This window comes from Paenibacillus anaericanus, assembly GCF_003994475.1.
In the GTDB taxonomy this organism is placed as follows: domain Bacteria; phylum Bacillota; class Bacilli; order Paenibacillales; family Paenibacillaceae; genus Fontibacillus; species Fontibacillus anaericanus.
The window spans coordinates 1-13,418 of the sequence record NZ_RZNY01000034.1 but is presented as its reverse complement, the minus strand read 5'-3'; the positions used below and the strand labels follow the sequence as shown (position 1 = coordinate 13,418).

The following is a 13,418-nucleotide window of genomic DNA, read 5'->3' as shown; positions in this document are numbered from 1 at the left end:
TTTTGTTTCTGGTAAAGCTAGGCTTGTTCATATTCCGGTCAAGCCTCTCATAAACTTAACTACAGCATAGTCGGGTGTAGTCGTTATAGTGAAGGGTAATCTCTGAACATGCCTTGAGGTACTAGGGAGGAATGAGGAATATGGATGTGAAGTCTAATGTTAAGAAACGGAGAGAAGAGCGGATCAAGCAACTGACGGCTGGTGATGTGATAGAAAACTCCCTTCAAGATCGGGGGTGGGGATCAACAGTGACCAACAACATTATCCCTGGAAAATCAATCGCTTATGCTTCCACATCGGAGAGGGAAGAACCTGACCCTGAGTTACTGTGGAAACGTGGTCAAGGTCGCTGGCAAGATGCTTATGGATCTGGTCCTAAAGATACTCCGGATAACTATCATAGTAAGGGTTCTACCTTTTGGAATATGTTCTTTATACGTTTGATCATTAGCGCTGCAATATTCTTCAGTTTATGGGGGATTGAAAAGTATGAGCCATCCTGGTCTAATCCCCTCCGTACATTCGTGGCGCAATCATTAACTCGTGAGATCGACTTTGGGGCTGTAGAGACATGGTATGAGAAAAATTTCGGAGGGGCTCCTTCTTTTATTCCAATTTTTAAGCAGGCTGAAGATAAGGGGTTAAAAGTAGGAACAGCGAGGGGATTTGTGACACCGTTGAATGGTAGCATTGCTACTCCTTTTGCTATTAATTTAAAAGGTGTAGAGATTACCCCCTTAGAGAATTCATCTAGCGGCGTAGGTATTCAAAATATAGAAACGGGACGAGTGCTAGAAATTACCCAAGATGCGTTCACCGGAAAGACAGTGGCTATCCAGCATGCCGGGGGATATGTCTCTCTTTATGGGCATTTGGAACAGCCTTTTGTAGAAAAGGGAGATTGGGTAGAAACAGGCGAGTTGATTGGAAGTCTCTCGCCATCATCGGGTTCTCCAAGTCCCACGTTGTACTTCGCTTTGAAAAAGGATGATCGATTCATCGATCCCACGGATGTGATACCTTTTGATTAAGTACAAAGGCATTTCACTCTCTGTCCATCCATTCTTCGTAATCATCATGTTAGCTTCGATTATGACAGGTCATTTCTTGGAATTGTTAACTCTCTTTATCATCGTGTTTATACATGAACTAGGTCATGTTATAGCTGCGCGTGGATTTGGGGTAACGGTTCGCTCCATTCAGATGCTGCCTTTTGGTGGTGTTGCGGTAATGGAAGATACAGGGTATCTGACGGCTGGTCGAGAGATGATCATTTCACTCGCAGGTCCGCTTCAGAATGTTCTACTGATAGGCATATCATGGATTCTTCATCTACTTGGTTTATGGGACGGGCCGTTTCTGTTTTATTTTATAGAAGCAAATCTTCTGATTGCACTGTTTAATTTGTTACCGATTTTGCCGCTGGATGGAGGAAAGCTTGTTCAGTCCTTATGCAGTATTGTGCTGCCGTATCATGCTGCTCTCCTCTGGTCGCTACGAATCAGCCTAATGTTCAGTGTTTTAGTTCTTATATATTCGGTTCTGCCACTTCTACTTGCTCAGGGAATACTTCAATTTAATTTACTACTTGTGGGTACTTTTCTTCTGTATTCAAATTGGGTGGATTATCGTAATATCCGGTATCGATTTCTACGCTTTCTTATGAACCGCGATCGGGCATTTGCTAGACATCTCATAAATGGAACTATTGTCCAGCCGATTGTGACCGATAAGGCGAAACCTTTGGACAATATTTTGCGTCTATTTAAAAGGGAAAAGTATCACTTTATCTATGTGATGAACCCTCAAGGAAATATTGTGGCTGTAATCCCGGAACAGCGGATAATCTCCGCTTTTTTGCGAGGCAAACCGGGGGCTTGAAGTATAGCATGTTATAATATCTGAATAGAACGTTAATGAAGGGTGAGGTCATGAAACGGATGATTGTTCACTGCGAGCCTGGCTCCACCGAAATGGTCCTGTTTGAAGATGATAAACTGGTGGAATATGCGGCGGAGCGTTCTCAGAAAAGAGGACTGGTAGGCAGTTTTTTTAATGGAAGAGTTGTAAATGTGATTCCTGGGATGCAAGCTGCGTTTGTCGATATTGGACAGAAGAAGAATGCATTTCTCTATATTGATGACTTACTGCATCCTAATTTGGAGAAGCAGTCTAAGCTGAAGCCTTCTATTGCGGAGTTACTTAGGCCGGGGCAGGAACTGATCGTTCAAGTTATTAAGGATGCGATTGGTAACAAGGGAGCAAGAGTATCGACTCATTACTCGCTGCCTGGACGTTGGCTGGTGTATATGCCTTCCGCAGGGTATGTAGCGGTTTCTAAGAAGATAGGCCAAGAAGAGGAAAGGTGGCGTTTGAAAGCAATAGGTGAGGAGCTTCGCAACGCTGATGAAGGGCTTATTCTGCGTACGGTTGCAGAGTATGAGGCACGTGAAGCCATTGCGGAGGATTTAGCATTGTTGCGTGAACAATTTGCCTTGATCTTGGCAAAAGGAGAAAGAGTTTCAGCTCCAACGGCTCTTCATCATGATCTCAGCATGGTACAACGGTTAATGCGAGATGCTTATAGTCCCGAGACAGATGAGATTATTATGGATAGTCCAGAGCAAGCAGAAGAAGCTTTATTATTTTTAAATTCTATGTTTCCGGGGACTCCACCGCGTGTTATTGCTTACGATGGTGAGGTTCCACTGTTCGATTTTTATGGTGTCAGACATCAATTAGATAGAGATTTTCAGCGGAAAGTGTGGTTACCTGGAGGTGGATACCTTGTGTGGGACCAAACGGAGGCCCTAACCGTCATCGATGTTAATACAGGGAAGTTTACCGGCGGGGATAATTTGGAGGATACCGTATTTCAAACCAATCTGGAAGCAGCACAGGAAATGGCTAGATTGATTCGCCTTCGTGATACGGGTGGAATTATTATTATTGATTTCATTGATATGGAAAGTGACCAACACAGAAGTGTTGTATTAGATAAGCTGGATAATTGCATGCGCGGAGATCGGACTCAGCATCATATTCTTGGATGGACGAAGCTGGGGTTGCTTGAAATGACGAGGAAAAGAATGAGGGAAGAGAGCACTGTAGCGATTGGAGAGGCTTCTCCAACATCCAGAGCTAATAGTAAAGGGAAATTTAACGGATACAGTTGATTTTCCTAGGAACCCATGATAGTATATTAGGGTATGTGTCATAAGTAAGTCTTGTGCACATGCTGTAACCGCTCCGATCGGGTTATGAAGATCGTCCTATTTTATAGGCGACACCTGAATTAGGCGAGTCTGAGACATGAGGAGGTGCAAGCATATGTACGCAATTATCGAAACTGGCGGTAAACAATACCGTGTTCAAGAAGGCGATGTTCTTTTCATCGAAAAATTGGACGCAGTGGACGGCGCAAGCGTGACGTTCGACCGTGTATTGGCCGTATCTAAAGGTGAAGGTTTGGTAGCGGGAGCTCCATTGGTATCCGGTGCTAGTGTGACGGCGAAAGTCGAGAAACACGTTAAAGGCAAAAAGGTTATCGTCTACAAATACAAACCTAAGAAGAACTACCACAAAAAGCAAGGTCATCGTCAACCATACACAAAAGTGACCATCGAGAAAATCCAAGCGTAAGTAGGTGACATCAGTGATTGTTGTCTCCATATTGCGCCGGCAGGATAATGGCATTGAGGGATTTGAAGTAAAGGGCCATGCGAATTACGCTAAAGCAGGACAAGATATTGTATGTGCTGGCGTGTCGGCCGTTACCGTTGGTACGGTCAACTCGATTGAAGCACTCACAGGAATTGTTATGGATTCGGAGATGAAGAACGGGTTCTTGAACGCGAGTCTTCCCTCTACAGTCCAGCCTCAGGCTAAGGATCAAGCGCAACTGCTTCTTGCCTCAATGGTTGTTATGTTGAAGGGCATCGAAGGATCATATGGGAAATATATTAAGATACAGGATATCATTACTTGAAGAAGGAGGTAGACAATAATGTTACAATTGGATCTTCAGTTATTCGCATCCAAAAAGGGTGTAGGCTCCACGCGAAATGGTCGTGACAGTGCATCTAAACGCCTTGGCGCTAAACGTGCAGACGGTCAAATGGTTACTGGTGGCAGCATTCTTTTCCGTCAACGCGGAACGAAAATTCACCCAGGAACTAACGTGGGCATCGGTAAAGATGATACACTATTTGCGAAAGTCGATGGTGTTGTGAAATTCGAACGTTGGGGTCGCGAACGTAAGAAAGTGAGCGTCTACCCTGTGGAAACCGCTCCAGTAGCGGCTGCAGTCGAAGTTTAAGAGCTTTACTGTTCTAGTGAGGCTTTTGAAGCCCCCGGCACTCTAGTGCCGGGGGCTTCTTTTTTGGATATATGCAGGTCTAAGTATTCAAAGCGTTCTTATCAATTATCCTCGGAATGTGCAGTATACCGCAATACACTTTGTGGCGTCTTTAGACAAGGATTGTGATATACTGGGTAATGATATAGGGGTAAGGTATTACAACTAAATTGGTAGAGGAACGGGGAAAGTCATGAAACATCGGTTTACGGTGCCTGTCATCGTCTTAATAATATCGCTTGTTATTATGGGGATTATCTACTTCGTTCAGTCGCCACTAGGGGATCTTATTCTTTGTATATCAATGCTCGCAGTGCTTTGGGGATATGTAAGATACATTCAGAGGCAGGCAGCTAAAGAGCGTACGACTCTGCTGGAATCAGTTCAAAGAACGGCGATTTCAACGCTAAGTCATCATCGGCATGATTGGATGAATGATTTGCAAATATTGTATGGATACATTCAACTGGGCAAAATTGATAAATTGACTAACTGTGTGGAAAGAATAAAAGAACGCATGGCAGTGGAAAGTAAGATTTCCGGATTAGGCCTGCCGTCATTAGTATTTTATTTACAGTCTTTCCGTGAGATGAATGGATCTGTTCAACTTGAAGTTGACATTGAAGATGATTTGAATTTAAGTAATTTGCTTTCGAAAGATGATGCTAGAAAATTAGCTGAGGCAATTATTGAAACGGTGCGTGCTTTTCAATTAACAGGACGTTCGTCATGGGACGAGATCCTACAATTGAAGATGGCGATTTACCGGGAGAATGACGAGGTGTTAGTTCGATTTGATCGTGAAGCAGGGGCAGGTAATCTGGAGACGCTGAAACAACACATCGACGAATTAATGTCAGGTAAGAGAGTGACAGCCGAACAGGTTGATCCGAAACTATCTTCATTGCGGCTTCGGATGCCTTGCGGAAATATAAATGAGGTGAATGAATGTTTGTAGATAAAGCGAAGATTTATGTAAAAGGTGGCGACGGAGGCGACGGTCTCGTTGCATTTCGTCGTGAGAAGTACGTACCAGAGGGTGGTCCAGCTGGTGGCGATGGTGGTAAAGGTGGAGATGTAATCTTCCAAGTGGATGAGGGTTTACGGACCCTAATGGATTTTCGTTATCAGCGCCACTTTAAGGGTGATCGTGGGATAAAAGGCCGCAATAAAAGTCAACACGGTGCAAATGCGGAGAAAATGATTGTACGTATTCCGCCAGGAACGATTATTATCGATGATGATACGCAGGAAGTCATTGCTGATATGACTCGGCACGGTCAGCAAGTTGTTGTAGCCAAGGGCGGCCGCGGAGGTCGCGGTAACACCAGATTTGCAACACCAAACAATACAGCTCCTGAGATTGCTGAACATGGTGAAGAAGGCCAAGAGCGCTGGATTGTTCTTGAATTGAAAGTCATGGCTGATGTAGGACTAGTTGGTTTCCCTAGTGTAGGCAAATCGACGTTATTATCGGTTGTATCCGCCGCTCAGCCGAAGATCGGAGCCTATCACTTTACGACGATAACGCCGAACCTTGGTGTGGTGGAAGTCAGTGAAGGACGTAGCTTCGTAATGGCCGATTTACCTGGACTTATCGAAGGTGCGCATGAAGGGGTTGGACTTGGTCACGAGTTTCTACGTCATGTAGAGCGGACACGAGTTATTATCCATGTTGTCGATATGTCAGGTTCAGAAGGCAGAGACCCATTTGATGACTGGGAGAAGATCAATGCAGAGTTGAGACAATATAATGCAGATCTTGAGAATCGACCGCAGATTGTTGCAGCGAATAAGATGGATATGCCGGACTCGGCTGACAACTTGGTGAAATTCCGTGAGCAGGTAAGCAAGGTTCGTCCTGATCTAGAAATTCTCCCAATCTCCTCGCTAACTCGTCAAGGTGTACAGGAACTGTTGTATCGTGCAGCTGATTTGTTGGATCAAATTCCAGAGGCACCGGCCATTGAAGAAGTAACTGAGATCAATGAACGTAAAATATATACCTTAGACGAAGGTGAAGATGAAGGATTCACGATTAGACGTGAGAATGAAACCTTCATTGTAGAGAGCGTGAAGATTGAGCGCATGATGAAGCGGATGCAACTTAACACACATGATGCTATTCTGAAGTTGGCTAGAACTCTTCGCCATATGGGTGTGGACGAGGAACTTCGTAAACGTGGAGCGAAAGATGGCACTTTGGTACAGATCGCTGATTTTGAATTCGAATTTGTTGAAGGCAGTAGCTATTACTAAACAGCAACTGTCATGAAGCGATGTTCATGAGAGCACCGGGAGGTGCTCTTTTATTTATTTTACATAGAGAAAATCTAGAAATTTACGCCTACATTCAAATAAATCCGCAGATACACAACCCAAAAAAGGTTGCCGTTAGAGGTTGTTTCACGTATAATGTCCACTATATGAAAACAATAGTCTCTAAGGAGAGGACGATTGTGAAGGAACGTTATTACCTAGTAAGAGAGGACATTCTACCGGAAGCAGTAATCAAGACGCTTCAAGTGAAGCAACTGCTAGCAAGTGGGGATGTTAAGACCGTTCATGAAGCTGCTCTGCAAGTAGGCTTAAGCCGCAGTGCATTTTATAAGTATAAAGATGGCATTCATCTCCTTAATCAAATGGATCGTGAACGTATTGTTACGATTTCTTTTGATTTGGAGCACCGCTCAGGTATTTTATCTAAAGTACTTGCATTGATCGCTGGGTTTGGTGTTAATGTACTTACAATTAATCAAAGTATTCCACTTCAAGGAAGGGCGAATGTAGTGATTTCCGTGGAGACTTCACGTCTCAGTGAGGAATTGGATGAGATGATTGAAGCTCTGCAAAGCATTCCTGATGTGAAGAGGACCCATATCGTGGCTCAAGGTTAGATCGTTATTTTGATAACCCCTAGAGGGATACAGGAGGGAATAAAAATGAAACCTGTGAAGGTAGGTTTGCTCGGACTGGGGACTGTTGGGACTGGTGTGGTTCGTATTGTAGAAGGACACCAAGAAGATTTAAGTAGTCAGGTAGGATCTCCAATAATAATTGAACGTATAGCGGTCAATAATCTAAATAAAATTCGAAATATTGAAGTTGATCGAAGTAAATTGACAGAGGATCCTTGGGATATTATCCGCGATCCTGATATTGATGTCATTATTGAAGTTATGGGTGGCGTTGAACCTACAAAGGCTTATATCCTAGAAGCATTAGAACGCGGGAAACATATCGTTACAGCGAACAAAGATTTAATGGCGCTCTATGGCTCAGAAATTCTTGCGAAGGCTCAGGAAAAGCAATGTGACGTATTCTATGAAGCGAGCGTTGCCGGAGGGATTCCAATTATTCGGACTCTGATCGAAGGGTTCTCTTCTGATAGGATCATGAAGATTATGGGAATTGTAAATGGAACAACTAACTTTATTTTGAGTAAAATGAGTCAGGAAGGTGCCTCCTATGAAGATGTACTCTTAGAGGCGCAACAACTTGGCTACGCTGAAAGTGATCCAACAGCCGATGTGGAGGGTCTGGATGCGGCTCGTAAAATGGCGATCCTTGGTACACTTGGCTTCCGCACAAATGTGGAACTATCTGACGTGACTGTTCGTGGGATTTCTGCAGTAACTAAGGAAGATATTACTTACGCTAAGAAGCTTGGGTATGAAATGAAGTTGTTAGGAATAGCCGATCGTGATCCTGAAGATGATGAGTTTAGTATTACTGTACAGCCAACGATGGTGAAGAATACTCACCCAATCGCAGCAGTTAGCGGCGTGTTTAATGCGGTTTATGTATATGGTGAAGCTGTTGGTGAGACGATGTTCTATGGAGCCGGAGCAGGTGAGATGCCAACTGCAACATCGATAGTAGCTGATTTGGTCGCTGTCATCAAGAATTTAAAGCTAGGAGTTAACGGTCTAAAAGCTATTGTTCCTTATAAGCCTAAGAAGCTGAAGAATGATGAGACGATTGCCTATAAGAATTTCTTGTTACTTCATGTTGCTGATAGAGCAGGGGTGCTTGCAAAAATCACTCAAGTGTTCGCAGAATATGCTGTTAGTTTGGAATCGGTGGTCCAATCACCAAACGCTAATACGAAGGACGCTGAAATCATAATTGTAACTCATAACGCTAGTAAGGCCAGCATGGATAAAGTGTTGAAGCACTTCGAGAAGCTAGATGTAATTCAGCGCGTGAAGAGCGTATATCGTGTAGAGGGTTAAAATATAACCAAAATGCAAGGAGAACTATTATGATTGTAAATGAAGGCGTTAGGGTGAAAGTGCCCGCTAGCACAGCAAATTTAGGGCCTGGGTTTGATACCTTGGGTATGGCATTATCGCTATATGCCTGGATTGAGATGAAACCGTCGACAGAGACCGTTTTCCATTTATATGGAGATCATATGGAAGGAATCCCGAGAGATAAGAGTAATCTTATATACAAGGTTGCGCAGTCCGTATTTCGCAAAGCTGGTGTGGTCGTGCCGGAACTCGAAATATCGATGTATAGCGACATTCCACTAACTCGGGGATTAGGTAGTAGCGCATCGGCAATTATCGGGGCGTTGTTCGCCGCAAATTGTTTGATTGGTTCACCGCTGAGTAAGACTCAATTGTTCGACATGGCAACAGCGTTAGAAGGTCATCCTGACAATGTAGGTGCTTCGTTGTTTGGTGGAATTATTACCGCTGTTTGGGATGGAAGCCATGCAGAATATTTACGAATCGAGCCACCGAGTGATATGGAAGTACTCGTTGCAATTCCAGATTTCCAGTTGTCTACGTCGAAAGCTCGTAACATACTTCCTGAATCGGTGAGTCTCGATGATGCGGTATATAATGTAAGTAGAACTTCTTTGCTCACAGCGGCACTTGCTTCAGGGAGAATGGATCTTATTTCTTTCGCCATGCGTGATCGACTTCATCAGCCCTACCGTGCCTCTCTTATTCCAGGTATGACCCGGATCCTAAAGGAAGCGACTGAACACGGTGCTCTAGGTGCTGCTCTTAGTGGAGCAGGTCCTACGCTGCTAGCATTAGTTGATCGGCGTAATCAAGATGGCGTGGATTTGGAACGATTCTTATTGGATGTACTTGGTGAGCAAGGTATTAGTGCGAAGTTACTGTGGCTAAAACCTTGCACAACGGGGGTAACGAGCCTTACTATAGAAGATAACAAATCGTTTTTGGAGATCGTTAAAGGGGAAGTAACAGTATGAAGACAATAGCGGTGTTACCAGAGGGGTCAGTATCTCACGAGGCTCTGCTTCATTTGTTTGGGGATGAGCAGGTAGAACTGTTGCATTACAAACAGATTTCCGATGTTTTCTTGGCAACAGCCACTGGTAAGAGCCACTACAGTGTGATTCCAATTGAGAATACGATTGAAGGTTCAGTTAGTCTTCATATGGATTGGCTCGTACATGAAGTGGATATTCCAATGCAGGTTGAGTGGGTATATCCTTCTATTCAAAATCTAATCGGTAGACGGGAAGAATTTTCTACTTCAACAGGGGATATAGACTTCTCCAAAGTGACAAAGGTGCTATCACATCCAGTGGCAATGGCACAATGTCTGCAATTTATTCGTTCGAACATGCCACATGCAGAACTAGAACATGTTGGTAGTACATCTGAAGCGGTTGAACGAGTCAAGCAACATCCGGGTGAGGGTTGGGTCGCTATTGGAACAACACTTGGTGCTAAGAGGCACTGTCTGGATATTCTTGCGAATAAAGTTACGGATCACGATAACAATTACACGCGTTTTGTCCTGATTGGTCAAGATCCTCTGAGCTTAGCTATAAGTTCGGATCAAGACAAGACGAGTATTTTGGTCACTTTACCGGAGGATTTTCCGGGTGCACTCCATCAGGTATTGTCAGCATTCGCTTGGCGTAAACTGAACTTATCGCGCATTGAATCTCGGCCGACGAAGAAGAGATTAGGTAGTTATTATTTTTATATGGATGTGCTCACTTCATTGGATTCTGTATTGCTTCCATCTGCAATTGAAGAGATCGAAGCGCTAGGGTGTCAGGTGCGTATTTTGGGTAGTTATCCTAGTTATTCTTTTGGGAAATAATAAATCGGAGGTGCCAATATAGTGGCAGAACAATGGATATATTTAAATGGACAATACGTAACTAAGCAAGATGCAGTAGTTTCGGTGTATGATCATGGTTATTTGTATGGAGATGGTATCTTTGAAGGTATTCGGATCTATAATGGAAATATCTTTAAATGTAAAGAACATCTAGATCGGCTCTTTGATTCGGCTAAATCAATTATGCTAAATATCCCATTGACTTATCAAGAGATGGAAGATGCGCTCGTTGAGACGCTACGTCGTAATGAATTACGCAATGGTTATATCCGTCTTGTTGTATCTCGTGGTACGGGTGATTTGGGTCTAGATCCAAATCGCTGTCCGAAAGCCACGGTTGTCATTATCGTGGAGCAACTTTCAATATATTCGGAAGAAGCATACAAAACAGGCTTGAAAACAGTATCAGTATCTACGAAACGTAACATTCCGGATGCGCTCAATCCTAAGATTAAATCACTTAACTATTTGAACAATATATTAGTGAAGATTCAATCCAACTTATCTGGAGCAGGAGAAGCGATTATGCTGAACTCCCAAGGATATGTAACTGAAGGTTCTGGCGATAATATTTTTATCGTTAAGAATGGAGTAATTACGACCCCTCCATGTTATTTAGGTGCTCTGGAAGGAATCACTCGCGGGGCAATCATCGACATTTGTGCTGAAAAAGGGTACAAGCTTAAGGAGGAACCATTTAGTTTGCATGATGTTTATGTAGCGGATGAAGTCTTCCTTACAGGCACGGCTGCTGAGGTTATTGCGGTTCGTGAAGTGGACGGTCGCATTATCGGCGAGGGCCATGCCGGCCCAATTACATTAAATCTTCTTGAAGAATTCCGTAGCGTAGTTGATAAAGACGGAATAAAAGTGTGGTAATTCGTTTTATAACGATAATCCTATTCATCTCTTATTAAAGAGGTGGGTAGGATTTTTTTTATTTATAGTGATGTCAAAAACCGGGCTTCTGCATAGGATGTATTAATTGGGCCCCGGGCGAAGATCACGGTCCGGAGAAGAAATCTAGGAGGTCTTTCGCACGTGAAAATACACATAGTGAAAACTGGGGACACATTATTCGACTTATCAAAAAAGTATAATGTGCCCCTGCAAAAATTAATTGACGCTAATCCGCAATTATCCAATCCAAATGAACTGAGTGTTGGAATGAAGATCAAGATCCCGTCGGAAGCTATATCTATTGGTGGCAACAAGTATGTTGTGAAAACAGGGGATTCATTATGGAAGATTGCTAAGGCTTGGGGAATTCCGTTGCAAGCTCTAATTAACGCAAATCCTCAAATCAGTGATCCTAATGTCCTTAAAGTTGGGGAAATTGTAAATATCCCATCGTCTTCTTCCTCGGGTCAAGGAGGTTCCTCTAATCAACAGCCAGGTGGGACATCTAAGCCTGGCAATCCAGGTAAGAAGAATACAGGGGTCAAACCGGAGAATGTAAAATCGGAGAACATCAAACCGGAGAATGTAAAACCAGAAAACATCAAACCAGAGGTTAAACCAGAAGCCGTTAAGCCAGAGGCTATCAAACCCGCGCCGATCAAACCAGAAGCGATCAAACCAGCACCAATCAAACCGGAGAACCTTAAGCCAGCGCCAATCAAACCAGAGAATATCATGCCTGAAAATATCAAACCTATACCAATTATGTTTGAGCAATTGAAAACTCAAGAACTTCCATGCTTCCCAGAGCCTCATTACCCAGAGTTCATGTCACCACAGAACTATCAGATGGAGCAACAACCCATGACGCTACCCGCACCGCTCTATCCATCTTCGTGTGGATGTTCAGATTTCGGGATGCAACCTAATAATAATTTATTTCAACAATATCAAACCCAAGCGGGGAACGTATCGTCCTTTTACGACTTCCCGCAAACACCACAGGAAAATTCATTCATGGGTCAACATTGTGGGAACGAGGGATACCCGGGGATTCATAGTACTCCATTTTACCCAGTGCCTGGAATGATGGAACCTTATTGGCCAGCGGGATATCCATTCCAATCTAATTCTGTACAAAATCCATACGATTCAAATAATCAACCAATGCCTAACGCAAGTCCTAACCAGGGATACTGGCCGTCAAATCAAATGCCTTCATCATGCTGTGGGCCTCAACCGTATTACCAGTCGCCTTATGCTTGTTGTGAACCAGTTCATCCTCATATGTATGCACAACCCAGTTCTCTTGGGTATGGCGGAGTTGGAGGATGGGGTCAAGCGAATGTTCAGAATATGCCAATGAGTAATGTTGGTGGAGCAAATCAAATGAAAGGGAATTACGAAATTGATCGGCAAAAGGTCGAATTGGGGCAAACTTCGGTAGAGCAAAATGAAACTGGGAAGACTTTGCCTAAATCAAAAGCAAAAAAACAAGTAAAGATTTCTGCGAACACGCCTTCTAAGAAGAGTTCTAAAAAAGAAACGAGTACGTCTGGTAACGCAGGTGCTAAGAAAGATCGTGTTTCTAGAAATGGAAGAGCCTCAGGAAATCGTAACCCGTGGATTAATGAATAGACGTAGTTAAAGAGAGCATGGGCGTGATCTCCTTGCTTTCTTTTTTTTGTTTTTTTTGTTTTATCAACAATTGAATTCCAAATGAATGGAGAGATTCCATATGATTATGACATTTCAAATTCCCCTTGGAAGACTATAATATCTACTCAAGAGAAGAAGTAAGTAAGAGTTTATAAAAATATAAAAGAATCTTTTAATAGGGGTTGCTAAACTAAAACCCATATGGTATATTATAAATCCGGTCGTTGAGTACAACGGTTTTGCAGCTAACAACTGAGAAACACCAACAAAAATAAAGCTTGCAAAACTTAACCGGATGTTGTAAGATATAAGAGTTGCTGCTGAGACATTGAGCGACAACAAAAACGAAGTTGATCTTTGAAAACTGAACAACGAGTGAGTG

General features: G+C 43.2%; 14 protein-coding genes and 1 other annotated feature. All 14 genes read left to right on the top strand.

Going from position 1 to position 13,418, the window contains the following annotated elements; genetic code table 11:
* Positions 1-140 precede the first annotated feature (140 nt).
* The 14 genes from EJP82_RS24435 (at position 141) to EJP82_RS28690 (ending at position 13,015) form a co-directional block, all read left to right on the top strand.
* Positions 141-1,031, top strand: a complete 891-nt coding sequence (locus EJP82_RS24435; RefSeq protein ID WP_127194685.1) for a M23 family metallopeptidase — start codon at positions 141-143, stop codon at positions 1,029-1,031.
* Complete coding sequence (locus EJP82_RS24430; protein WP_127194684.1) at positions 1,024-1,881, top strand: M50 family metallopeptidase; 858 nt, start codon at positions 1,024-1,026, stop codon at positions 1,879-1,881. The genes EJP82_RS24435 and EJP82_RS24430 overlap by 8 nt, the downstream gene beginning before the upstream one ends.
* Before the next feature lie 50 nt (positions 1,882-1,931).
* Positions 1,932-3,176, top strand: a complete 1,245-nt coding sequence (locus tag EJP82_RS24425) for an Rne/Rng family ribonuclease (protein WP_127194683.1) — start codon at positions 1,932-1,934, stop codon at positions 3,174-3,176.
* A 56-nt stretch (positions 3,177-3,232) separates the two neighbouring features.
* Positions 3,233-3,317 (top strand) — a sequence feature (ribosomal protein L21 leader region).
* Positions 3,318-3,330: 13 nt separating this feature from the next.
* Positions 3,331-3,642 carry a 50S ribosomal protein L21 gene (gene rplU / locus EJP82_RS24420; RefSeq protein ID WP_127194682.1) on the top strand — a complete coding sequence of 104 codons (312 nt, stop codon included), beginning with the start codon at positions 3,331-3,333 and terminating at the stop codon, positions 3,640-3,642.
* Positions 3,643-3,655: 13 nt separating this feature from the next.
* The gene (locus EJP82_RS24415) at positions 3,656-3,988 is read left to right on the top strand and encodes a ribosomal-processing cysteine protease Prp (RefSeq protein WP_127194681.1); all 333 of its coding nucleotides are present in this window, start codon (positions 3,656-3,658) and stop codon (positions 3,986-3,988) included.
* An 18-nt stretch (positions 3,989-4,006) separates the two neighbouring features.
* Complete coding sequence (rpmA, locus tag EJP82_RS24410) at positions 4,007-4,318, top strand: 50S ribosomal protein L27 (protein WP_127194680.1); 312 nt, start codon at positions 4,007-4,009, stop codon at positions 4,316-4,318.
* A 232-nt stretch (positions 4,319-4,550) separates the two neighbouring features.
* Positions 4,551-5,315, top strand: a complete 765-nt coding sequence (locus EJP82_RS24405; RefSeq protein ID WP_127194679.1) for a Spo0B domain-containing protein — start codon at positions 4,551-4,553, stop codon at positions 5,313-5,315.
* Positions 5,306-6,616: a GTPase ObgE gene (gene obgE, locus EJP82_RS24400; protein WP_127194678.1), complete on the top strand. Its 1,311-nt coding sequence runs from the start codon at positions 5,306-5,308 to the stop codon at positions 6,614-6,616. The genes EJP82_RS24405 and obgE overlap by 10 nt, the downstream gene beginning before the upstream one ends.
* Positions 6,617-6,816: 200 nt before the next feature.
* Positions 6,817-7,254, top strand: a complete 438-nt coding sequence (locus tag EJP82_RS24395; RefSeq protein WP_127194677.1) for an ACT domain-containing protein — start codon at positions 6,817-6,819, stop codon at positions 7,252-7,254.
* 45 nt (positions 7,255-7,299) lie between these two features.
* On the top strand, positions 7,300-8,592 hold the full coding sequence (locus tag EJP82_RS24390) for a homoserine dehydrogenase (protein WP_127194676.1): 1,293 nt from the start codon (positions 7,300-7,302) through the stop codon (positions 8,590-8,592).
* A 29-nt stretch (positions 8,593-8,621) separates the two neighbouring features.
* Positions 8,622-9,590: a homoserine kinase gene (gene thrB / locus EJP82_RS24385; protein ID WP_127194675.1), complete on the top strand. Its 969-nt coding sequence runs from the start codon at positions 8,622-8,624 to the stop codon at positions 9,588-9,590.
* Entirely contained in the window at positions 9,587-10,456 is an 870-nt protein-coding gene (gene pheA / locus EJP82_RS24380) for a prephenate dehydratase (protein WP_127194674.1), read from the top strand. The genes thrB and pheA overlap by 4 nt, the downstream gene beginning before the upstream one ends.
* Before the next feature lie 21 nt (positions 10,457-10,477).
* Positions 10,478-11,356 carry a branched-chain-amino-acid transaminase gene (gene ilvE, locus EJP82_RS24375; RefSeq protein WP_127194673.1) on the top strand — a complete coding sequence of 293 codons (879 nt, stop codon included), beginning with the start codon at positions 10,478-10,480 and terminating at the stop codon, positions 11,354-11,356.
* A gap of 162 nt (positions 11,357-11,518) precedes the next feature.
* Complete coding sequence (locus EJP82_RS28690) at positions 11,519-13,015, top strand: LysM peptidoglycan-binding domain-containing protein (protein ID WP_127194672.1); 1,497 nt, start codon at positions 11,519-11,521, stop codon at positions 13,013-13,015.
* The last annotated feature ends 403 nt before the right edge of the window (positions 13,016-13,418 follow it).